Origin of the sequence: Ruegeria sp. HKCCD4315, assembly GCF_013112245.1 — a bacterium.
In the GTDB taxonomy this organism is placed as follows: Bacteria; Pseudomonadota; Alphaproteobacteria; order Rhodobacterales; family Rhodobacteraceae; genus Ruegeria.
Window position 1 is genome coordinate 238,728 of the sequence record NZ_WVRN01000002.1, and the last position, 22,563, is coordinate 261,290.

Annotated in this window: 22 protein-coding genes and 1 riboswitch; of the genes, 14 read left to right on the forward strand and 8 right to left on the reverse strand. The window is 56.0% G+C overall.

What is annotated here, in order from left to right:
• Positions 1-124: 124 nt before the first annotated feature.
• Entirely contained in the window at positions 125-703 is a 579-nt protein-coding gene (locus GS646_RS19015) for a carboxymuconolactone decarboxylase family protein (RefSeq protein ID WP_171185710.1), read from the reverse strand.
• Positions 704-865: 162 nt separating this feature from the next.
• A complete protein-coding gene (locus tag GS646_RS19020) occupies positions 866-1,951 on the reverse strand; it encodes a hypothetical protein (RefSeq protein ID WP_171647310.1) in 1,086 nt (361 codons plus the stop codon).
• A gap of 96 nt (positions 1,952-2,047) precedes the next feature.
• On the opposite strand from GS646_RS19020, the gene GS646_RS19025 reads away from it, so the two are divergent.
• Positions 2,048-2,971 (forward strand): LysR substrate-binding domain-containing protein, encoded by a 924-nt coding sequence (locus tag GS646_RS19025; RefSeq protein WP_171185706.1) that lies wholly within the window; start codon positions 2,048-2,050, stop codon positions 2,969-2,971.
• A 99-nt stretch (positions 2,972-3,070) separates the two neighbouring features.
• Positions 3,071-4,117, forward strand: a complete 1,047-nt coding sequence (locus tag GS646_RS19030; protein ID WP_171185704.1) for an aromatic ring-hydroxylating dioxygenase subunit alpha — start codon at positions 3,071-3,073, stop codon at positions 4,115-4,117.
• Positions 4,118-4,227: 110 nt separating this feature from the next.
• On the opposite strand, the gene GS646_RS19035 is transcribed toward GS646_RS19030, so the two are convergent.
• From GS646_RS19035 to GS646_RS19055, 5 genes are read right to left on the reverse strand one after another with little or no spacing between them, the layout of a single operon-like run.
• The gene (locus GS646_RS19035) at positions 4,228-4,884 is read right to left on the reverse strand and encodes an energy-coupling factor ABC transporter ATP-binding protein (RefSeq protein ID WP_171185703.1); all 657 of its coding nucleotides are present in this window, start codon (positions 4,882-4,884) and stop codon (positions 4,228-4,230) included.
• Complete coding sequence (gene cbiQ, locus GS646_RS19040) at positions 4,881-5,663, reverse strand: cobalt ECF transporter T component CbiQ (RefSeq protein ID WP_171185701.1); 783 nt, start codon at positions 5,661-5,663, stop codon at positions 4,881-4,883. The genes GS646_RS19035 and cbiQ overlap by 4 nt, the downstream gene beginning before the upstream one ends.
• A complete protein-coding gene (locus GS646_RS19045; RefSeq protein ID WP_171185699.1) occupies positions 5,663-6,241 on the reverse strand; it encodes a cobalt ABC transporter permease in 579 nt (192 codons plus the stop codon). Before GS646_RS19045 ends, cbiQ begins: the two co-directional genes overlap by 1 nt.
• The gene (gene cbiM / locus GS646_RS19050) at positions 6,238-6,849 is read right to left on the reverse strand and encodes a cobalt transporter CbiM (protein WP_171185698.1); all 612 of its coding nucleotides are present in this window, start codon (positions 6,847-6,849) and stop codon (positions 6,238-6,240) included. Before cbiM ends, GS646_RS19045 begins: the two co-directional genes overlap by 4 nt.
• A 5-nt stretch (positions 6,850-6,854) precedes the next feature.
• The gene (locus GS646_RS19055; RefSeq protein ID WP_171185696.1) at positions 6,855-7,640 is read right to left on the reverse strand and encodes a DUF4198 domain-containing protein; all 786 of its coding nucleotides are present in this window, start codon (positions 7,638-7,640) and stop codon (positions 6,855-6,857) included.
• 128 nt (positions 7,641-7,768) lie between these two features.
• A riboswitch (cobalamin riboswitch) is annotated at positions 7,769-7,972 on the reverse strand.
• A 216-nt stretch (positions 7,973-8,188) separates the two neighbouring features.
• On the opposite strand from GS646_RS19055, the gene GS646_RS19060 reads away from it, so the two are divergent.
• The 11 genes from GS646_RS19060 to GS646_RS19110 all read left to right on the forward strand — a co-directional run bounded on the left by GS646_RS19060 (position 8,189) and on the right by GS646_RS19110 (position 20,365).
• The gene (locus tag GS646_RS19060; protein ID WP_171185694.1) at positions 8,189-9,346 is read left to right on the forward strand and encodes a LacI family DNA-binding transcriptional regulator; all 1,158 of its coding nucleotides are present in this window, start codon (positions 8,189-8,191) and stop codon (positions 9,344-9,346) included.
• On the forward strand, positions 9,343-10,698 hold the full coding sequence (locus GS646_RS19065; protein WP_171185692.1) for an ABC transporter substrate-binding protein: 1,356 nt from the start codon (positions 9,343-9,345) through the stop codon (positions 10,696-10,698). Before GS646_RS19060 ends, GS646_RS19065 begins: the two co-directional genes overlap by 4 nt.
• Positions 10,699-10,755: 57 nt before the next feature.
• A complete protein-coding gene (locus GS646_RS19070) occupies positions 10,756-11,988 on the forward strand; it encodes a carbohydrate ABC transporter permease (protein ID WP_171185690.1) in 1,233 nt (410 codons plus the stop codon).
• Entirely contained in the window at positions 11,988-13,196 is a 1,209-nt protein-coding gene (locus GS646_RS19075) for a carbohydrate ABC transporter permease (protein ID WP_171185688.1), read from the forward strand. The genes GS646_RS19070 and GS646_RS19075 overlap by 1 nt, the downstream gene beginning before the upstream one ends.
• Before the next feature lie 5 nt (positions 13,197-13,201).
• Entirely contained in the window at positions 13,202-14,449 is a 1,248-nt protein-coding gene (locus GS646_RS19080; RefSeq protein WP_371732115.1) for a hypothetical protein, read from the forward strand.
• Positions 14,449-15,504 carry an ABC transporter ATP-binding protein gene (locus tag GS646_RS19085; RefSeq protein ID WP_171647306.1) on the forward strand — a complete coding sequence of 352 codons (1,056 nt, stop codon included), beginning with the start codon at positions 14,449-14,451 and terminating at the stop codon, positions 15,502-15,504. Before GS646_RS19080 ends, GS646_RS19085 begins: the two co-directional genes overlap by 1 nt.
• A 323-nt stretch (positions 15,505-15,827) precedes the next feature.
• Positions 15,828-17,570, forward strand: a complete 1,743-nt coding sequence (locus GS646_RS19090; protein ID WP_171185683.1) for a thiamine pyrophosphate-dependent enzyme — start codon at positions 15,828-15,830, stop codon at positions 17,568-17,570.
• A gap of 40 nt (positions 17,571-17,610) precedes the next feature.
• The gene (locus tag GS646_RS19095; RefSeq protein ID WP_171185682.1) at positions 17,611-19,191 is read left to right on the forward strand and encodes an FMN-binding glutamate synthase family protein; all 1,581 of its coding nucleotides are present in this window, start codon (positions 17,611-17,613) and stop codon (positions 19,189-19,191) included.
• An 89-nt stretch (positions 19,192-19,280) separates the two neighbouring features.
• Positions 19,281-19,667 carry a CrcB family protein gene (locus tag GS646_RS19100; protein ID WP_253746475.1) on the forward strand — a complete coding sequence of 129 codons (387 nt, stop codon included), beginning with the start codon at positions 19,281-19,283 and terminating at the stop codon, positions 19,665-19,667.
• Positions 19,660-20,022, forward strand: a complete 363-nt coding sequence (crcB, locus tag GS646_RS19105) for a fluoride efflux transporter CrcB (RefSeq protein ID WP_171185680.1) — start codon at positions 19,660-19,662, stop codon at positions 20,020-20,022. The genes GS646_RS19100 and crcB overlap by 8 nt, the downstream gene beginning before the upstream one ends.
• A 43-nt stretch (positions 20,023-20,065) precedes the next feature.
• Positions 20,066-20,365 (forward strand): DUF202 domain-containing protein, encoded by a 300-nt coding sequence (locus GS646_RS19110; RefSeq protein WP_171185678.1) that lies wholly within the window; start codon positions 20,066-20,068, stop codon positions 20,363-20,365.
• Between the two features lie 22 nt (positions 20,366-20,387).
• Here GS646_RS19110 and GS646_RS19115 read toward each other — a convergent pair whose 3' ends face one another.
• On the reverse strand, positions 20,388-21,320 hold the full coding sequence (locus tag GS646_RS19115; protein WP_171185676.1) for a GlxA family transcriptional regulator: 933 nt from the start codon (positions 21,318-21,320) through the stop codon (positions 20,388-20,390).
• Positions 21,321-21,400: 80 nt separating this feature from the next.
• On the opposite strand from GS646_RS19115, the gene GS646_RS19120 reads away from it, so the two are divergent.
• Positions 21,401-22,561 (forward strand): acyl-CoA dehydrogenase family protein, encoded by a 1,161-nt coding sequence (locus GS646_RS19120; RefSeq protein ID WP_171185674.1) that lies wholly within the window; start codon positions 21,401-21,403, stop codon positions 22,559-22,561.
• The last annotated feature ends 2 nt before the right edge of the window (positions 22,562-22,563 follow it).

Here is a 22,563-nt window from a genome sequence, read left to right on the forward strand (position 1 = left end):
ACTTCCGCAAAATGTTTCAGGATTTAAAGAAACAGGCGACACGCATCAGTTGCATCCAGCGCTGCCACCGCACGGGCTGGTCTCAAAAGAACGCAAGGTTGGTCTGGCAGAAAAGCTCTTGGGTTCACTCACTGGTGTAATAGCCAACCACATCGCCATCTGTTGTTACGCCCAAACCGTTCAGCAATCGATTGGCGTAGTTGAAATAGCCGACGATCTGGTTGATTTCGAGGATCTCGCCGTCGTCCCAACCTGCTTGTCTAAGAGCAGCGACGTCGGACTCGACCATTTTGGCCGGGGCCACTGTCAACTTCTCGGCGTAGATCAAAGCCTCCAGATGCGCGCCGTCGAAGGCGTCCTGCGGTTTGTGGGCTTTCAGCGCGGCCTCGATCTTGTCCGCACGCGCCTCATCGCCGATCAGGTGTCGGGCATTGGCCCAATGATTGGCATAAGAGTAAGGACACGTATTCAATGTCGAAACATAAGAGCTGATAACTTCCTGAAACCACATGGGGATCGTGTTGCTGTCGTCGTGCAAGCACGCGCGATACAGCACCACGTGCCCTTTCATGGTGTTGGGGCGCAGGGAGTGCACCCGCATGACATTGTCCACGGTACCGTGCGGTGTCCGGGCAAGGTCTAGCACCGCCTCCAGAGGTGCATCGGCATCTTCGTCAGAAATCATCCGTATCCAGGCAGACATGAAACGGTTCCCTTTCCTTAGTCATGAGAGCTGTGTTTGCGGCAGGACAGAGCATTGTTCCGCCGATCTATGAACGTGCACTGCCTGCTAAGCAACCAGATTGAGCCTGGTGCGGCGCTGCACCGTGCCCGTATCTCGGATGGTGCTACTAAGTCAGGCAGGTTAGCCAGCTTTTCGAAGCCCGATATCCATGTCCGGATGGGCAAACAGCCCCGCAGCGCATGGATACCGGCTTAGAATTTCGGTGCCACCCGGAAGACGATCGGCATAGAAACGCCCGTCTTCCCAATAGGTAGTGCCATCGATGACGATGCTGGGATCGATAACGTTCCAGCTGATTTCACCCGGCGCGTAGGTGCCGCATGTGTGAAAATGCAGGATACGGGGATTGCCGAAGGCAGCCCCGCCCCAACGTTCGTAGTTCTGGCGCATGTCCCAAGGATAGCCGCATCCGGGATGGATGCCTGCGTGCCAGGAATGAACGAAGTTTCGCTCAATGCCGAACTGTTCGGACACCCGATCATAATGCGCTTCGGCCCGTGCCACATCCGTCGGATGCCCTTCGAACCCCGTCAGGCGACCCTGATCGAGGTGGGCGAGAACCGGGTGAGTGAATTCGATAGTGTAGTCATCATAATATTTCGAGCCCGTCCCCGTTAGAAACGTCAGCGCAACACGGCCTGAAAAGCTGTGCGCCGGTACCGGTGTGAAAACTGACATAGGGAAGCGCAGGACTGAAGTATCGCCCGACGGGTCGAGGTTCATTTCAGGTTTTCCACGCACATCGGTGCCCAGAGGACAGGTGAACCGTACGTCCTGCGCGGTGTTCAAGACTTCATTGATCCCGGCCTTGAGCTCCATGAAGGCGTCATGATGGCCATTTGAAAAACCGGATCCGAATTGTTCCCGGCTTAGGGCAAAACTGACAATGATCTTTTTGCCTTTTGGCATCTGCGAAAAGCGCAACTGATCCCCAAGACGCGCCAAAAACAGGATGATGTCAGCAGTCTCGAACCGGGTCAGCAGCTCTGGGGGCAAATGCGGTTTTTCAGGGTTGAAGCCCACATCAACCGTTTCCACCAACAAGCCCATGGACTGGGCCACCCCGGAAACAATTTTCACGCTATCCGCGTCGAAATACCCAAATTCTGGCGGCTCGTACGCGATCAGCAGCCGGTCACCTGCGGTTGCGTGCGCACAGTTTGTCAAAAGGTTTCGCGCTCCGCGCTCGGGCGTAATGTCCGACATTCGCGTCTCCTGAGGGTTTGGGTTTGTAGAGATTACCAACCGGCGACGTCACCTATCTATTTGAAAGTGATTATGAGTGACATTAGAGTTACTAATATGATCTTGAACTTACCCTATTCCGCACTAAGAGCGTTCGAGGCCGTTGTCCGCCACTCGGGGTTTTCGCCTGCGGCGACGGAATTGGGCGTCAGCCAAAGTGCAGTCAGCCAGCATGTGCGCAGCCTTGAGGAATGGTTGGGGCGCGAGTTGCTGGTTCGGGGTGCACGCCAGTCACGCCCGACCCGCGAAGGCGAGCTACTCGCACTTGCGATCTCAGAAGGGTTAGGTCGCATTTCAGATGTGTGCGCGCAACTCAGGGACAAAACCCGTTCGGACAGGACAATTGTGATTTCTTGCCTGCCAGGTTTTGCCTTCAACTGGTTGTTTCCACGCCTTTTACGCTTTGATATGGCACATCCGGACCTGTCGATTTCTATTGCGACTGACACAGGGCAATTTCCATTTTCTGGTGCGGATGCCGATATCGGAATTCGGTACGGGTTGGGCGATTACCCTGGCTATCAGGTCGATTTGCTTATGAATGAGCAATTGTTCCCGGTCTGCGCGCCGTCGCTGTTGCCCGATCTGCGAAACGTTGAAGACCTCGCCAGACACACGATGCTGGTGGATGAGAACCTGCATCACGGGGCCGCCAGCCCCACATGGGAATTCTGGGCGCGGCGCTGTGGTCTGACTCTGCCAAACGCGCTTCGAACACGCCGATTGGGACAGTCCAATATGGTTGTGCAGGCGGCAATCGAAGGTTTAGGCGTGGCATTAGGGCGGGAACCGTTGGTCATTGATATGATGAGCGACGACCGCTTGGTCCGACCCTTCAAAGAAATGACCCAATCCCCGCTGTCTTATTGGCTGGTGCGACCGCATGAAACCAAAGACAGCGCCAAAGTGTCCGAGTTTCTGACATGGATTCACTCCGAAGTTGCCACGCAACCCGAAATCCCGCAGTCTGCATCTTTTTGAAATTAGCCAAGCTTATATAAGCCATTAAAACTCTGGCATGGTATATGAGCGTTCAGCCACTCACACTGGCAAAAGGCACCTTGAACATTGGAGAGCTGAATGTTTTTGAGAAACTGTTGGTATGTCGCCGCCTGGAGCAAGGACGTCGGGCGCGAGCTGAAGGCCGAGACGTTTCTGGGTGAAAACATCGTGCTCTATCGACAACTGGACGGTACCCCGGTCGCGCTAGAAGATGCTTGTCCCCACCGTAAACTACCCCTTTCAAAGGGCAACCTGATCGGCGATGTTGTCGAATGCGGTTATCACGGCTTAAAATTCGATTGCTCAGGCAAATGTACTGATAGCCCAACCCAGCGCGGAATGACCCCGCGCCGGGCGGTCGTAAAATCCTATCCGGTGGTGGATCGGTACAGGTATCTTTGGATTTGGATGGGTGATCCTGCCCTTGCGGATCCGGACAAGATTTTTCCGATTGAGAACTTTGATGACCCCAGCTGGGGTAAAACCGATGGTGGTGTGATGGATATCGACTGCCATTACCTGTGGGTCTGCGACAACCTACTGGACCCCAGCCATGTGGCCTGGGTCCATGTCACGTCTTTTGCGGGCGCGGGCACGGATGAAGAACCGCTGGATGTTGAGAAAACCGATCGCGGTGTGATCGTGTCACGCTGGATCGAAAACAAACCGCCTTCACCGTACTACGCAAATCTGGTCGCGTTCGAGGGCGACTGTGATCGGCTGCAGCACTACGAGATGTGCCTGCCTGCCATCGCGCTGAACAAGTCCGTTTACACGCCCGTTGGCACCGGCGGCTATGGCAAACCCCCGGTCGACAAGACCTATGTCAATATCTCGTACAATTTCATGACGCCGATTGACGAAGACCGCACCCGCTATTTCTGGTTCCAGCATCGCAATACAGATCCAGACAATGCTGAAGTGTCAAAGTTCATGAATGACGGCGCGCGTATGGCCTTTCTTGAGGACAAAGAGGTGTTGGAGGAGGTGCATCTTGGCATGAAGCACGCCAAGACACCTCATATCGATCTTGGCTTGGACAAGGGGGCCAAACTGTTCCGCAAGGCGCTGGACACTGCCATTGAAGCTGAGACGGCATCCGCCGATATTGCAGTTCAGGCCTGAGCTCTGGTCCAACGAACCACTTCAAATGATAGGAAACGTGGCCGGAAATAGGGCAGATCGGCAGGATCTTGGTGCAATGTATTAGCCAGCTGAAACTGGTGTCTTGCAGGTCAAAATCCAGCCGAAACAAGCTTTCCATTTCTCAGCTCAAGCGTGTCCGGCGCCAATGCCTGGCGGAAGGATGGGGCATGGCTGACCAGCAAAATGGCCTGTGGCAGATCCTTTAGGATCTCCAGCAGACGGGCCTCGTTCTTGGTGTCGAGCGCATTGGTCGGTTCGTCCAATAACAGCGCTTGCGGCTCCATTGCCAGCACGGCGGCAAGGGTTACAAGCCGTTTTTCGCCCCCGGACAATTTATGCGTGATGCGGTCCCGCAGGTGCATCAAGCCCAGATCGGACAGAACCTTGTCAACGATGGCAAGCGCTTCGGCCTTGCTGCGGCCCAGATTGAGCGGTCCGAACGCGATGTCTTCTGCGACGGTGGGGCAAAACAGTTGGTCGTCGGGGTCTTGAAACACCAGCCCGATCTCTCGGCGTACCTCGTGGAAATCTGCTTCGGCCCGTCGGTCCTTGCCAAGGGCAATCACGCGTCCTGCAGTTGGTTTCTGCAACCCAAGGGCAATGCGAAACAGCGTAGATTTTCCCGCGCCATTGGGCCCTGCTATTGACAGGCGTTGCCCCGGATCAAGTGAAAGCGATGCACCGTCCAGCACGTATGCCTGCCCGGGATAGGCGAAATGGATATCTTCGAGTTTAAGGATCGTCATAGGAAATCCAGACAAAGAAGACCGAGGCAGATCGAACCCAGGGTCACAGCGAACAAGCAGTCGCGCAGGGTCAGATGAAAATCCTGCAGCAAAAGTAGCCGCCCAGAAAACCCGCGGCATTTCATGGCGCTAAGTATGCGTTCTGACCGTTCGATGGCACGCACCAGCATCATGCCAACCAGATAGCCAAAGCTGCGATAAGTGTGCCAGTTGGTGCCGGGGCGGAAACCACGAACTTTCATGGCCCCGCGAAGGCGCAGATATTCTTCGCGCAAGACTTCGATATATCTGATGGTGAACATCAGCAAATGCACAAGAGCATCTGGGCAGCGCAGTTTGTGCAAAGCATGACCCAGAGTGACGGGTTCCAACGTACCGACCAGAACCATCAGGGTCAGGACCACGGCGTTGGCTGTCAGAGCAATCTCAATGGCTTTCCACAGTCCCTGCCAACTGGCCGGATACCCAAACAGGGTGAACATCGCGTCACCGGGCATGGAAAAGGGCAAAAGTATCAACATGAAGATGATAAAGCTGTCCATCATGGCCATGCGTTTAAGTGTGCGGCGCACGGGTAGGCGAGACATCAAAAGCAGGCCGATAGAGATTGCCAGAGCCACAATCAACGCGGGGATGCTGGATAGCGAAACCGTTACAACAGCGAAAAAGCACGCCATCACGATCCGCATCCGAGGGTCCAACTCTCCGATCACCCCGAAGGGTGCGCTGGCATCAGCCTCGGCCAGCGTCTTTGCCTGGGGTTCCAGAGCGTGAGCCATCAGGCGGCCATTTTCCGGCGTGCAGCGACATAAAAGCCGATGCCGAACAGACCGATAATGTAGCCGATCCCACCCAGAACGGTCTGCAAGTCGTTGTGTTCGCGATAGGCTGCAATCTCACGGCGCAGAGGGCGGGTTTCGTCTCGTACCGCTTGGGCAATGGCCGCGCGCTCCTCGTCGGTTAATGACGCAACAGTCGTCGCGGCATCGTTTGCGTTTTCAACCTGCGTAGCAGGTTTTACAAGCTCGGCATCCACGCCCAAAATCTCAGCCACTTCCTCGGCGGGCATGGTGACCTCGGCTAGATGACCAGCGCCCAGATCTGCTTTGAACGTGTGCGCGACAGGTTCGGTGGGGGTGTAGAGGAAGAATCCATCGGTATTTGTGACTGTTCGCCCCAGTTCAGCGCCATCGGGGCCGTAAACAACAACTTCCTGGTTTTCAGCCATGTCGCCGTTGGAAAAGCCCAATTCCCCTTCAATCGCGTCGCCTGCGGGAAAGACCCCTGTGATAACTTTATGGGCCAGCGCAGGAAGTGGGGTAAGCCATACCGCAACTGCAAAAATCAGATGTCTCATTCGGGGGCGCCTATAAGAAAGAGTTCAGGCTTGACCTTGCGGGCCAATAGAATAGCAAAACCGGTAAGTACCGCTTCGATTGCCATAACGGGAATATGTGCAAAAAAGACCAGTTTCGCGGCTGGTAGGAATTCGTCACCAGACAGAGCCAGAGAGACAGCGACAAGGGCCGTAGTGGCTGCAATCGAAAATGCTCCGCTGATGCCGCCCCAAACAGCGCCCTGCAGCGGAGAGCCGCGTGCGATCAGACGGCCAAAGATCATCCATGTCAGCACCGCCGGAAGTGCGATGTTGACCGTGTTAATCCCAAGCACAGTCAAACCGCCAAAACCAAAAAACACGGCTTGAAGCAGCAAGCCAACAAACAGCGCAGGAAAAGCGGCCCAGCCAAGCAAAAGCCCAGCTAGACCGTTCAGTATCAAATGCACAGAGGACGGGCCGATCGGCACATGGATCAGCGAGGCTACAAAAAAGCTGGCCGACAGCACGCCCGCCGTGGGAATGCGGTCCAGGTCCAGCGATTTCAGCCCTATGGCAATGCCGCCAGCCGCTGCGATTGCGCCGCCGATCACAACTGGGTTCGAAAGGGCTCCGTCCACGATGTGCATAGGGGTTACTCCAGATCCCAGGCGCGGATCCAGATCACAGCATCCTGGCTCAGTTCTTTGCCTTCATGTTCGGTTTTTGGGCCCGCACCCAAAGCGGCAAAACCCCAGTAACCCGCTTTCGGTACGCCAAAGGTGAAATAGCCGTTCTCATCTGAAATCGCGACCAATGCGCCGCCCGGTAGTGGGGATGCCGTGGCATCTTTCGCACCGTTTCCCGCCAGATCGGGCTCAGCTGCCATGTATTCGATTTCGATTTCAGCACCGGCAACCGGCTCGCCTTCGCTCAGTACACGGCCGGTGAAGGTGGAACCTGCAATGACGTTATAGGGCTTGTTCAACGGCAGAATTTCGGTCGCCAGCCCTTGCGGTTGATTCCAGTCGGTGGGCAGTTCATTGCGGTTCAGGTAAGCCTTAGTGATCTGCTGGATATAGATATCCTCGGATTCTTCGTAGTAAGGCGCAGGTACCGTCACCAGCACATAGTCGCCGGACCGCTTAACCGGGACCGAACCAAGAAATGCCTTGGCGCTGTTTTCGGGGCCTTCGAATGTGGTTTCTTCCAATGTACCCAGCAGATCGGTCTTTTCACCATTGTGGATCACATAGAATTCTTCTGGCTTTTCCAGGGTCATCACGTGCCCGGCTTCAAACGGATGCCAGAAGACCAACTTGACAGGAACGTCGCCCGGACGCTCGATCATGGTATCCTCGGTGTATTCCAGCAAGAAATGAGCCTGAGCCAGCGCGGGCAGCGCCGCAGTAGCGGCCGCGGCCAACAAAAAGTGTTTCACAAATACGTCCTTCTCACGTCGCGCCTTCCCCGGCACGCATTGGTTTTTGACATGGGTGAATGCGAAACTATTTGCCCCATCGGGCAAACAGATCCGGCGCACACCCCGTCGCCGATGATGAGCACCCTTTCCGAGGGCGCATGTTCGGCAGGTCTCCTGACTTGCGGGTCTAAACGCTTAACTGGCCTTCCCGGGTGTGACCCAGTGGCGTAATCAGTCTCGCTCGCCGCTTACAGTTGCGGGGGCAGTTGCAGAATTGGCCAAGAATGTGCCGCACTGCATTCCCTATTGCCTCCGGGTGACTCCCCGGAACCGAACATGGCGCGTTGATGACAGAAAAACTTGAGCACGGTCAACTCCCGATTGCGGCATTGGAAGGGTCATCTGCGAATTCCGGAGGTGTTCCGCTTTAAACTCATCGGCTGCGGTGATGTCTAAGTGTTGGTGTTGTGACCTGTTCGTTGATTGCGGGGATTGTCCGTAGCGGGTTGCTGGAATTAATTTTTTGATTGCCGAAACCGGTTTCGGAACAGTTAAATGAAAGAATGATGGCGAATCCCGAATTGCAACAGCGACAAATCCGGTCCCAGCGCGCCGCGTCCGGTGGGCGGGTGAAGCTTGACGAATTGGCACATCACCTTGGCCTTTCGAAAAGCACCGTGTCGCGTGCATTGAACGGGTATTCCGACATCTCAGAATCAACGCGAAAGCGTGTTGAGGTGACGGCGCGCAAGATGGGGTATCGCCCGCTCAGCCATGCTCAGGCTATTCGAACGGGGCGCGTGCGTGCCATTGCCATGGTCATCAACAGTGAAGAACCGGACCGGCACAATCCGTTTTTTCAGGACTTTCTGGCAGGGGCTTGTGAAGCTGCAAGTGCGTCTGACTGGACGATGACAATCTCGACCGCGAAGTCGAAGCAGGACATGTTAAATGTTTTGGGCCGTTTGGTCGAAGAACGAAAGGCCGATGGATTTATCCTGCCGCGTACCGAAGTAGATGACGCGCGAGTTGGGTACCTCAGCGACCTGCAGGTGCCTTTCATCCTTTATGGTCGGACAGGATATGGCCGAACCGGCTATCAGGACGATACGTCGTGGTTTGATATTTCCGGCGAAATAGCCATGAGCGACGCGGTCGAACGTCTGGTCCGTTTTGGTCACAGCCGTATCGGGTTTGTCGGCAGTGATCCCAAGTTCAACTACAGCCACCTGCGTCGGGATGGCTATGTCGACGGGCTTAGGGCTGCAGGATTGCCAGTCGATCCCGAATTGATCCGAGAAGGCGCGCGCACCCGCGAGGAAGGGGCCGCTGAAGCGCGCGCTTTATTGCGTCTTCCTGTCCCGCCGACCGCGATTGTATTTGCGACGGATCAGGCTGCACTGGGAAGCTACTCTGTCTGCGCAGAATTTGGCCTTGAGATCGGGCGCGATGTCTCGGTTCTTGGATATGACGGGGTCCCGGAATGCCAATACGCCAGCCCCGGGCTGACGACGTTCAGCGTCGACTCCAAACGGGCAGGCGAACGCCTTGCAACGATGCTTATACGTCAGACCCGAGGGGAAGAGCCCGCAACTTTGCGCGAGCTCAGCCAGGCGGTGCTGATTGAACGCGACTCTGACGGGCCGCCACTGCTGACCTCGAACGAGTTGGCGAAAAAAATCAAACGATCCATGGAAGACAATCGGGGAGGAAACCGACCATGAAACTTACACCAAAAGCAGCCAGGCTGATGCTCGGCTCTTCGTTGGCACTGGCGCTGACGGCCATGTCGGTACAGGCGGACACGATCCGTTTCTGGACGACCGAAGAGCAGCCCGAGCGTCTGGCGAAACAGCAGGAAATGGCTGACCAGTTTAAGGCTGAGACCGGAACAACCGTCGAGGTGATACCTGTCACAGAAACAGATTTGGGCACCCGCGCAACCGCAGCCTTTGCCGCAGGTGACTTGCCAGATGTTGTCTACCACCCGTTGCAGTACGCCCTGCCGTGGGCCGAAGCTGGCATTCTGGACACCGAAGCTGCGACCGAAGTGATCGAAGAACTGGGCGCTGATACTTTCGCTCCGGGTGCCTTGGGCATGGCGGCGTTCAATGGTGAGACCGCCTCGGTTCCGGTGGATGGCTGGACGCAAATGGTTGTCTATCGCAAGGACCTGTTCGAAGAGGCCGGCTTGGAGGCGCCTGACAGTTTTGCTGATATTCAGGCCGCACTTGAGGCGCTGCATAACCCGCCAGAAATGTATGGTTTTGTTTCGGCCACCAAAGTTGACGAGAACTTCATGAGCCAGGTGCTGGAGCATGTTTTCCTGGCAAACGGTGTCAGCCCTGTTGGCCCCGATGGGTTCCAGCCGCTTGATGAGGCCAAGACCACCGAAGTTCTGGATTTCTACAAGGCTATTTCCAAAGCTTCGCCTCCCGGTGAGCTGTTCTGGAAGCAATCGCGCGAGCTGTATTTTGATGGTAAAGCCGCCATGATCATATGGTCGCCATTTATTCTGGACGAATTGGCTGGTCTGCGCGACAGTGCCCCGCCGACCATCAACGACGACCCGACCTCGCGCGATCTGGCCAGCAAGACTGGTATCGTTACCAAACTGTCCGGCCCGTCGAACCCCGATGGCGCGGCCTGGGGTGATGTGCGGTATTTCGGTATCACCAACGATGCAGACACCGACGCGGCGATGGAATTCGTAAAGTTTGCCATGGATGACGGTTATACCCAGACGCTGGCTATTGCGCCTGAGGGTAAGTTCCCCGTGCGCCGTGGTAATGCAGACAATCCGACCGCGTTCTCTGAAGCCTGGGCGGAACTGCCCGTCGGTGTCGATCGCAAGGCCCCTCTGGGCGAGCTGTATGAACAGGCCATGATCGACGAGATTGTTGGTGGTCTGGACGTGGCGCAGCGCTGGGGCGTAGCCGAAGGTCAATTGGCGCTGGCGTCGAAAATGATCAACTCTCAGGCCATCAATCGTGTTGTACGCCAGTACATTGATGACGAGATCGACGCAGCCGCAGCGGTTGCAGCCATGAACGAAGAGCTGGCGAAGGTTCAGTAATCTAGTGGCAACTGCAGCGGCGTGCGCGCCGCTGCACCCAACCCTTCGAGGTACCCCATGACTTCGGCCACCCCACCGACCGGAACCGGGGCGTTAGCCAAACGCGAGGCGCGTCTGGCCTGGACGCTGCTGGCTCCGACCGTGATCAGTGTATCGCTTGTGGTGATCTTGCCTTTGCTGGCAATCTTCTGGATCAGCTTCAAGCCGTTTACCCTGTCCGATCTGCGCCCACCCGCACCGGTTGTGCGTGAAAGCCTGCGCGGATCGGGCGACGATCTGCGGATTGAATACCGTCTGCGCAACTCCAGTCAGGAGATCGCAATCGACGGCGTCACCCTTAGCGACGTTCTGCCCGACGGTGTCGTTGCGGGGGACGTTGCCGCCCCCTGCGTTTTGGACGGGCAGGACCTGTTTTGTGACTTCGGCACTCTTGAAGGGGGCCAGCGTGAGCGTATCCGCATTCCCGTTGACGTGGACGGCGACCCCGATGCCTTTGAAGACGTGGTCGAAGCGTCAGAACCGCGTGTGACCGGAAGCGGGCCGAACGTTCTGACCAACTTTGAATTCAGCCTCGACAACTATGCTCGCGTCTTTGACGGAGCTGAGTTCTGGGGCGTGCTTTGGGTCACGCTGTTTTACACGGTGTTCGGAACCATTGGCGCCTTGGTCATGGGCCTGTTTGCAGCGCTTTTGCTGAATAAAAGCTTCAAAGGGCAGGGGTTCATCCGGGGCCTTTACCTGTTTCCCTATGTCGCTCCTGTCATTGCGGTGGCCTTTACCTGGGTCACGCTGTTTGATCCGTTTTCGGGTTCTGCCAATGCGCTTTTGATCCAGATGGGTCTGACCAGTGCACCGATCAATTTCTTCGGCGAACGCCCTTTGGCGCTGATCATGGTCACGGTGTTCGAAATCTGGCGCTATTTCCCGCTGTCCTTCCTGTTCATCCTGGCGCGGATGCAATCCATTGATAGCAGCATGTATGAAGCTGCTGATATGGATGGAGCGTCGCCCTTCCAGAAGTTCTGGTTGCTGAGCATCCCGCAATTGTTGGGCATCCTGTCGGTACTGTTCCTTCTGCGCTTTATCTGGACGTTCAACAAGTTCGACGACATTTTCCTGCTGACCGGTGGTAATGCGGGTACCCGCACACTGACTGTGAATGTCTATGAGCAGGCGTTTGCGATCTCAAACATCGGGGCAGGAGCGGCGGTGGCCGTGGTTATCCTGCTGTGCCTGATCGCCTTCAGCTTTGTCTTCTTCCGCTTCATCAGCCGTGAGGAGGGTCTGTGATGCGCAAAGGTTTCATCACTAGCCCGGTTCTGGGCGCACTCTGGTTGGTCATCATTGCCAGCACCGTCGCCGTCACCATGTCCTTCGCCACGGGCGCAGCGTTTCGCCCGCAGGTGGGGTTGAGCCTGATCTGGGGCGCGGTGGCAGGTCTTACTTATGTTGCGTTTCCGGCGCGCCATGCTCCGGCGCGTTTGGCGATCTCTGTGCTATTGGGTTTGTCTTGTCTAAGCGGTTTGGGCCCCGTCCTGATTGGTCTGGATACGACGCTGCAGGCAAGCCTAATCACTGTCATCGCGGTTGCGGTTGTGATGCACCTGTCATTGGCCGAGATCCTTAAGGAACTGCCCTTCACCGAACTGACACGCCATGAATTCGAAGAGGCGGTGATCCGCTTTTGCACCGGATTCGGGTATATCTTTTTCACGGCCATTGTCGTCATCCCATTCTATGTGATGGTGATGACCAGCCTGAAATCTCAGCAGGCTCTATTGCAGAACCCGTTGGATTTCTCAGTAGACCTGAGCCAGGGCACTGCATTGTTACGCAGCTATACCGAGCTGTTCCGCGACTTCAATTTCGGCACTTATCTCTGGACGTCCTTCTATGTCTCGGTCCTGACTGTGTTCATCACGTTGCTGTTCAGTGTCCCCGGTGCCTATGCGGTGGCGCGGTTCCGGTTCAAAGGGCAAAAGGCGTTTTCGCGGTCGATCCTGCTGATCTACATGGTTCCGATGATCGTTCTGGCGCTGCCGATTTATATCGCGTTTTCGCTGACTGGTCTGCGGAACTCGATCCTTGGCATTGTCATGATCTACCCGGTCACGACGATCCCCGTCGCGCTTTACATGCTGCAGGGTTACTTTCGAGGTCTTCCGACTGAAGTTGAAGAGGCTGGTCTGATGGATGGTCTGTCGCGTTTGGCTGTGATTTGGAAGATCACCCTGCCGCTCAGCCTGCCTGCGCTGGCCTCGGTATCGCTCTATGTTTTCATGATTGCGTGGAACGAGTTCCTGCTTGCTTTCATGCTGCTGGACGATCCGTCGAAATTCACACTGACCCGAGGCGTTACAATGCTGAATTCCTCGGAAATTCCCCGACAACATCTGATGGCTGGTGCGGTGATCGCCACCTTACCGATCATGGCGTTGTTTCTGGGACTTGAACGTTTCATGACCAAGGGCCTGACTGCGGGGTCCGTCAAAGGATGACTGAGATGAACCAACATACAAACCCGGACCGCGAAGCGCGCAATATTCTGATTGCCAATGATCGCGGTGGTTACACGATCCCGACCGAGGGGCTGTACCCTTATCAATGGAACTGGGACAGCGCGATTGCTGCCCTGGGATTTGCGGAATTCGACATTGACCGCGCCTGGACCGAGGTCGAAACGCTGTTCTCAGGCCAATGGACGGACGGCATGGTGCCGCACATCCTGTTCCACCAGCAGGATGACGGATATTTCCCTGGCCCGGACGTTTGGGGGTGCAACGGCCCGATTTTGTCGTCGGGGATAATTCAACCCCCCATTGCGGCGACAATGGTCCGCAAGATTTGGGAGCAGGACCGCGTCGCTGGCGAGCAACGCTTGCGCGATCTGTTTCCAAAGTTACTGGCCTGGCATCGATGGATAATGAAGTGGCGTTTGGATGATAGGGATGCGGTCTGCACGACGCATCCATGGGAAGCCGGCCGCGATAACGCTCCCGACTGGGACAAATCGATGGCGCGCATGGACGCTTCAGATGTAGGTGAGTATCAGCGCCGAGACACCACTCATGTAAACAGCGACGACCGGCCTACCAAGTTTGACTATGACCGGTACATCAAACTGGTTCAGATTGGTCGTGAGGCCGAATGGGATCAGCAGATCCTGCTGGAAAAGAACCCATTTCGGGTTGCCGACCCAACGATGACATTCTCGGCGTTGCGCGCGGCAAGAGATCTTTTGGAGATCAGCGAAGCACTTGACCTTGAGGCCGAAGGATTGCGTGCGGATGCCGATCGGCTCGAAAACGGTGCACGGTCTTTGTGGAATGAAGACCTGGGCAGCTTTGATTCCCGTGACGCGCATACAGGTGAGTGGGCGGGCAGCATCTCAAACGCGTCGTACATGTGCTGGTATGCAGGTATCGATTCAGAAAAGATGTTGGGGCGTTTGAATTCAGTTTTGGAGACCGTTCCCTATCCAGTTCCAAGCTACGATACATCGATGCCGAACTTTGATGCGCGCCGGTATTGGCGCGGTCCGACCTGGGCCATCATGAATATGATGATCGGATTTGGGCTGGAAGACATGGGCTACAGGCAACAGGCAGAAGATCTGCGTCAGAAAACGGCAAAGCTGATCTCGAACTACGGATTTGCTGAGTATTTTGATCCAAAAACCGGAAGCCCAGCCGGTGGCACTGCGTTCACCTGGACAGCCGCAGTCTGGCTTCACTGGGCAGGGAGAAGCTAATGGGCAGCATTGAACTAAAGTCCGTCGAAAAATGGTTTGGGTCAGCCCAGGTCATCAAAGGCGTGGACCTCAAAATCGAAGAGGGCGAATTCATTGTTTTTGTCGGCCCCTCAGGCTGTGGCAAATCCACCTTGTTGCGCATGATTGGTGGGCTCGAGGATATCTCGCGTGGGTCACTTCTGATCAATGACACTGACGTCACCGATCATCCGCCCTCGAAACGCGGGTTGACGATGGTGTTCCAATCTTATGCGCTTTACCCGCATCTTACGGTTGCCGAAAACATGGGGTTCTCGCTGAAAGTGGCCGGAGTGCCAAAGGCTGAGATCGCAGAGCAGGTCAATACAGCGGCAGAGGTTTTGAAGCTTGGACCGTTTTTGGAACGCCGGCCAAAAGACTTGTCAGGTGGACAGCGCCAGCGCGTTGCCATCGGCCGATCCATTGTGCGTGATCCCACCGCCTTTTTGTTCGACGAGCCGCTTTCGAACCTCGATGCGGCCCTGCGGGTCGAGATGCGGTACGAGATCGCCAAGCTGCACCAAAGCCTCAAGCGGACGATGATCTATGTGACCCATGATCAGGTCGAAGCCATGACGCTGGCCGACCGGATCGTGGTTCTGGAATACGGCAAGATCGCGCAGGTCGGTACGCCCCGCGAGCTCTATGAACGTCCGGCCAATCTGTTTGTGGCCCAGTTCATTGGAAGCCCAAAAATGAACGTGTTGCGCTGTTCCGCTCAAGGCGGCAGTTATACGTTGGCACATGGCAGAGGGGGCCAATTTGCGTTTTCCGGCGAAGCCAACCGATTGGGTGTGCGCCCTGAACACATCGAAGTGGTTACGGCGGGCGAGGGCCAGACCGACGGCGTGATCGAGGTGATCGAATACCTGGGTGCCGATACGTTCCTAATTGTCGATGTCGGTGCTGAAGAAAACGTCACTGTGCGTTTGAATGGAGACACGGACCTCAAACCGGGCGCACATATCGGTTTGCATTTTCCGACCAGCAAGCTGCATTTTTTCGATGGAGATGGTCAAGCTGTGGGTCGGGAATAGTCCTATACACTGCCAATAGTTTTTCAAGCACGCGTTGCGGTGTCGATTCCAGAACCACAACGCGTTCTTTTTTGAATATATGTGCAGCTTTGTTCCACCTTTCGCCTGCATCGCCTGGCTAACTGTCAAAAACACTTTGAACTTGTGGCACTTTATGGGCCTACAGGACCATACTGTGTTTGTGTCCGTCACATCCAATTGACCCTTGTGTGATTTGAAAAGTCGGTGAAGCGACTTTGATTTTTAGGATGGCTATTGAATTAAAGGCAGACACGATGTTGGCTACATCTTGTTGAATTTGCTCGAAACGAGAGAAGAGAGACATGGCGAAAAACGTGTGTGAAGTCCTGCTGGACATATTGGCGGATGCAGGTGGTCGTCAGATCTTTGGCGTGGTTGGCGACGCGCTGAACCCTTTCCTCGAAGCCATGCGCGGGGATGACCGGTTTGAGTGGAAAGGGCTGCGGCACGAAGAAAACGCAGCTTATGCGGCTTATGCGCAGTCACATCTGACAGGCGGTATCGGGATTTGTGCCGGCACGGTTGGACCCGGAGCGTTGCATCTGATTAACGGGCTCTACAACGCCAAACGCGAAGGCGCCGGTGTCGTAGCGATCACTGGCCAGGTCGCCCACCGGGAACGCGGAACCGGTTATCATCAGGAAGTGAACCTGGAAAAAGCCTTTGATGATGTGTGCGACTATCAGGCGGTGATCCACACGCCGGATCAGATGCCGCGTCTTGCCCAGATCGCCGTGCAACGTGCGCTCATCAACCGCGAGGTGGTGCGGATTGAACTGCCCATCGATGTATCCGAACAAAAGGTGCCCAGCCTGCACCAGTTCCACCCGCTTTTGAAACAGCCCTCTACCCTGATCCCACCCGAAGATGAGATTGCCCGTGCTGCGCAGATCATAAACGCAGGCAAGAAGGTGGCGCTTTTTGCCGGTGTAGGTTGCCGCGAGGCCAAGGATCAGGTGTTGGCCCTGTCGCAAAAGCTCAACGCTCCGCTTGCGCATACGTTGAAGGGCAAGGATATCTTCGACTACGACGACCCGAATGTGGTTGGCATGACTGGTCTCATCGGCAACCCCGGCGGCTATCACGCGGTACGCGATTGCGATGTGCTTGTGATGCTGGGCACCGACTTTCCCTATGAATGGTTCCTGCCAGAGACGGCCAAGATCGTGCAGATCGACCGCAGCGTCGAAAATCTGGGTCGCCGTGCGCCTATCGCATCGGGCCTGTTGGGGGATGTCGGAGCGACGCTGGACCGGCTGCTGCCTCAAATAGCCGAGAAAGAAGACCGAAACTTCGCCGATCACCAGGTTAAACTCTGCAACAAGTGGCTGGCGCAACAGGACAAAGAGGCCAGCCTCGAACGTGCCAGCGAACCGCTGCACCCGCAGTTATTCGCCCGCGAGATTTCCAATCAGGCCGCAGAGGATGCGGTTTTTGCCATGGATATTGGTGAATGCACCGTCTGGGTGGCGCGGCAGACCCGAATGAAGGGTGGGCGGCGAATGGTGGGTTCATTCAACCATTCCTCTCTGGGCTCTGGCTTGCCTTCGGCGCTTGGAGCAGCGGCGCTCGATCCCTCGCGTGAGGTCTGGACGTTCTGCGGCGACGGCGGCTTTGGTATGTCCATGCAGGATTTCGTGACCGCGGTGCGCTACGACTGGCCGATCAAGGTGATTGTGTTCAACAACCAAACGCTGGGCTTTGTGAAGATGGAGATGGAGGTTGCGGGCTATGCCGTGAACCCGATGGCCACGGATCTGGTGAACCCGGATTTCGCCGAATACGCAAAGGTCTGTGGTGGGGATGGTGTGCGTGTGGAACATGCCGCTGACATCAAAGATGCCATCGCGCAGGCCAAAGCCAGCACCAAGCCGTTCATCATCGACGCCATGGTCACGCCGGGTGAGCTGGTGATGCCCCCACATGTGGACACCAAGATGGCCTGGGGCTTTGGTATGTCCAAACTGAAAGAAGGAATCCTGCTGGCGAAGGGCGACCACGCCCAGTGGGACAATTGGGTCAAAGAGCTCAAGGCGCAGCTGTAACGCGGGTGCCAATCCAATTTAGAAACCGGAGATCGGACGCATGATTGTACGCAACATATACTACGCGGTGGCCTTTTTCGGCCTGCCCCTGACTTTGCTGCTTGGCTGGTTTTGGACCCCAGCGCTGTGGCTGTTGGTGATCGTGCTGCCCTATATCGCAATCGGGGCTTATGACCTGATGACGACCAAGCACAATGTGCTTAATAACTATCCGGTTCTGGGCCATTTTCGTTACATGCTGGAATTCGTCAGCCCAGAAATACGCCAGTACTTTGTTGAAACCAACGAAAGCGGACGGCCCTTCAACCGGATCACGCGCAGTCTGGTCTATGCTCGTGCCAAAGGCCAACAGGATACACAGGCGTTTGGCACCCAGTACGACATCACGCAGGTAGGCTATCACCGCACCAACCATTCTCTGTCGCCGAAAGAAGTGGAAAAAAGCGAAGAGCGGGCGACGCTGGGCGGCCCGCAATGTTCCAAGCCTTACGATGCGTCGCGCTTGAACGTTTCAGCGATGAGCTTCGGAGCGCTGAGCCATACCGCGATCCGGGCGTTGAATGGTGGCGCCAAAGACGGTGGGTTTGCCCATAACACAGGAGAGGGTGGTATTAGCCCGCATCATTTGGCGGAAGGCGGTGATCTCATTTGGCAGATTGGCACGGGCTATTTCGGCTGCCGCACCCCCGAAGGTGGGTTTGACAAGGACAAGTTTGCAGAGAAAGCCCAAAAGGACGTGGTCAAAGCCATTGAGATCAAGCTGAGCCAGGGTGCGAAACCTGCCCATGGCGGGGTTCTACCTGCGGTCAAAGTCGACGAGGAAATCGCAGAAATTCGCGGTGTTGAACCCCATAAGGATGTAATTTCACCCCCGGCACATTCGGCCTTCGATACCCCCACCGGGCTGATGGAGTTTGTGCAGCATCTGCGTGAGATGTCGGACGGCAAGCCAGTGGGTTTCAAGCTGTGCATCGGTAAACGGTCCGAATTCATGAGTATCTGCAAGGCAATGCTGGATACCGGGATTTTGCCCGATTTTGTCACAGTCGACGGGGCCGAAGGCGGCACCGGCGCTGCGCCCGTGGAATACTCCAACAGGTTGGGGATGCCGTTGAACGAAGGGTTGATCTTTGTCGATAACTGCTTGCGTGGCATCGGTGTGCGCGACAAGGTCCGCGTCATCTGTTCCGGTAAGGTCGCAACAGGCTATGACATGATCGAAAAACTCGCCTTGGGCGCAGATATGTGCAATTCGGCCCGCGCGATGCTGTTTGCCGTGGGCTGTATCCAGTCGCTGCATTGTAATACCAACCGCTGTCCCACGGGCATCGCCACTCAGGATCAGGAACGCGCGAAGGCTGTGTATGTGCCGCAAAAACGTCAGCGGGTGAATCGCTATCATGATGCCACGCTGGAAAGCTTCCGCGAAATTCTGGGTGCAATGGGCTACGAAAAGGTCACGGACTTGCACCCGTCGGATATTCTGCGCCGCTCAACAGACGAAAAAGAGTTCACATATGCGGACCTTTATGAACGGCTTCCCGAAGGTGGGTTGCTGTCAGACAGTGTCCCTGCGGGATTTGCAAGCGATTGGGAGCGTGCATCGGCCCAACGGTTCTGACGCACTGAAGGGTCGATCATTGGCGTTTAATCCCCAAGCCTGTATGGACATAGATCGAAGAATGCGATTCTGATCAGGGGGCCAAGGACTTGCAGCGAACACTCATGTACCTCGCCGTCTTTGTCGGCGGCGCGCTTGGGTCGGTGCTGCGCGAAATGCTGTCGCTTGAAATACCCGGCGTGCCCTTCGTGACTGCAACCTTCGGGATCAATATTGCCGCCTGTCTGTTCATCGGCTGGCTCTACGCGGTGCGGCACAGGGTTCACGCCCATGTCATCCATCTAGGCGCGGTTGGGTTTTGCGGAGGGTTGTCGACCTTTTCCTCATTCGTAGCCGAGCTCGACCGGCTGTCCCAAGCAGATATCGCCTATATGGTCGCAGCTCTGGCCCTTGAAATTGTTTTTGGTCTTGCCGCCGCCATCCTGGGTGAAGCGATCGGGCGCAAGTACCACGCAGGAGAGCACCCGGATGAGTGATCTCTATTTACACGCAGCATTTGCTTTGGGCGGCGGTCTGGGCGCGGTCGCTCGGCATATGCTCAACCGTATGATCACGCATGAACTGCCGCTTTCGACACTCATCGTGAATGTGGTGGGTTGCCTGTTGCTGGGTTTGTGGGCGGGTTATCTGGGTGAACCCCACTTAATGCCCGAGGAGGAACGCCGTTTGGTCTTTGGTTTCTGCGGAGGCTTCACCACGTTTTCCAGCTTTGCCTATCAGTCCCTGCAACTCCACCGCGAGCGTACCATCCTGATGGCAGCAGGGAACATTTTGCTGAGTGTAGCTTTGTGCTGGATTGCGTTCTGGTTCGGCCTTCAAGCGATGTGGTGAGGTTTTCACTTGAGTCCGGCTGCGAATTTCGCATCCATAAGGCATGGCTGACCCAACCCCTCCTTCCGATCTCAAGTCCCGACGTGCACTGGACAATACGGTGTTGGCCTTTCTACGAACCGAGTTGGCCAACCGGCGCACCTTGCTGGCCTATGTAAAAACCGCCTTGGGGGTGGCGATTGCAGGATTTGGATTAATGCAGTTTGCGGATGCGGATTCGGTTTTTGTCTGGGTTGGAATGGCTGTTCTACCTTTATCAGTTTTGATTTTGGTCTATGGCATCATCGACTACATCCATATTCGCCGCCGGATCGAACAGGAAAAGCGTGACGCGCGGGTCTGAGGGTGAGCCATCGGATACAGGGTCAGCTTGACCGAAACGCGGTCGGGGCCTGACCGAATTCTGCTTTGAACGCGCGGGTCATCGCGCTGGCGTTTTCGTACCCGCAACGCCCAGCGATCTCGGCGATGGATTGTTCTGTTTCCTCTGCCAGATTACGCGCTAGCGTCAGTCGCAAACGCCGATAAAGTGCCTGCGGGGTGGTTTTCAGTTCGGCACGTATGCGGGTTTCGATCCGTTTTTGCGAACATCCGATGCGCCGCGCGATCTGTGTGATTGACAACGGGGTTTCAATATTTGCCTGCATCACGTCCAACGCCCGATTGACCAGTTTGTCTTCGGATTTCAATGGCAAAGAATAGGGATCGCGCCCGTTTCGCCCCATCAGTAATTGCGCCACCTCCAGAGACAATAGCGGGCCGTGATCCTGCCGAATAAGTGCTGAGGCGAGATCGAACGCCGCCATCGCCCCGGAACAGGTCAGCCGATTGCCATCGATGACAAAGCGTTCACGCACGGTTTCAACCGCCGGAAACTGTTCTTCGAACCGAGATAACTCGTCCCAGTGAATGGTTGCCCGATGCTCATCCAGCAAACCCGCGCGCGCCAAAAGCCAACTGCCGGTATCCAACCCTGCGATCTTCGTATGCCGTTTTGCCGCTGCCAGCACGACCCGAATGGTTGCCCGTGTATCGAGTTTCAGAAAACCATAAGACGGCATGACCACAAGGACATCGCCCCTTTGATCCCCAATCGCTCCGTCCGGGGTGACACTCAGCCCGCTCGAGCTTTGGACCGGTGTTCCGTCCAGTGTGCAGAACCTCCACACATAGAGCGATTGATGTGACATGTTGTTCGCCGCTCGCAGCGGTTCGACCATGTTTGCTAGGCAATGGTTCGAAAACCCGTTGAAGAGCAGAATGTTGTATCGCCGTGGCAAAAATTTCGAATTCTGCATGATATACGCCTAAAACTGCATGTCGAGAATTTGAGGGATGACGTTCTTTGGGTCAACTACTGATCCAAGGGATACGCGCCATGCAATTCGGTTTGTCCGAAGAACAAGAAATGATCGTCTCGACGGTCCGCAGCTTTGTTGAAAACGAAATCTACCCGCATGAAGAGGTGGTCGAGCGCAGTGGTACCGTCCCGCTCGAGTTGGGCAACGAGATCAAGCAGAAATGCATCGATCTGGGATTTTATGCTTGTAACTTCCCCGAAGAGGTCGGTGGCGCGGGCTTGTCCCATCTGGATTTCACTCTTGTTGAGCGCGAGCTTGGCCGCGGATCGATGGCGCTGACGCATTTCTTTGGACGCCCGCAAAACATCCTGATGGCCTGCAATGATGAGCAACGCGAACGTTATCTGCTGCCTTCCGTACGCGGTGAAAAGATGGATGCTTTGGCGATGACCGAACCGGATGCCGGGTCGGACGTGCGCGGCATGAAATGTCAGGCAGTGCGCGATGGGGGTGACTGGGTAGTCAACGGCTCGAAACACTTCATTTCTGGTGCGGAACACGCGGATTTCTTCATTGTCTTTATCGCAACCGGCGTGGACGAAACCCCCAAAGGCCCCAAAAAGCGCATCACCACTTTCCTGGTGGATCGCGGCACCCCGGGCTTTGAAGTGCGCGAAGGGTACAATTCGGTCAGCCACAAGGGCTACAAGAATTATATCCTTTATTTCGACAATTGCCGTCTGCCGGATGCGCAGGTTCTGGGCGAAGTCGATGGTGGTTTTGCCGTTATGAACGAATGGCTCTACGCAACTCGCTTGACGGTTGCGGCGTTCTCGGTTGGGCGCGCGCGGCGCTGCTTTGACTATGCGCTGAACTATGCGGCCGAGCGCAAGCAGTTCGGCCAGCCTATTGGCAAGTTTCAGGGCGTCGGCTTCCAGATCGCAGACATGATCACCGAGATCGACGCCGCCGACTGGCTGACCCTTGCCGCCGCCTGGCGTCTGGACCAAAACCTGCCTTCGAACCGTGAGATTGCCTCGGCCAAGCTTTATGCTTCTGAAACGTTGGCGCGAGTGACGGATGCGACGCTGCAAATCTATGGTGGTATGGGTCTGATGGACGACTTCCCGATCGAGCGTTTCTGGCGCGATGCACGCGTTGAACGCATCTGGGACGGCACCAGTGAAATTCAGCGCCACATCATCAGCCGTGATCTTCTGCGTCCACTGGGCGCCTGACC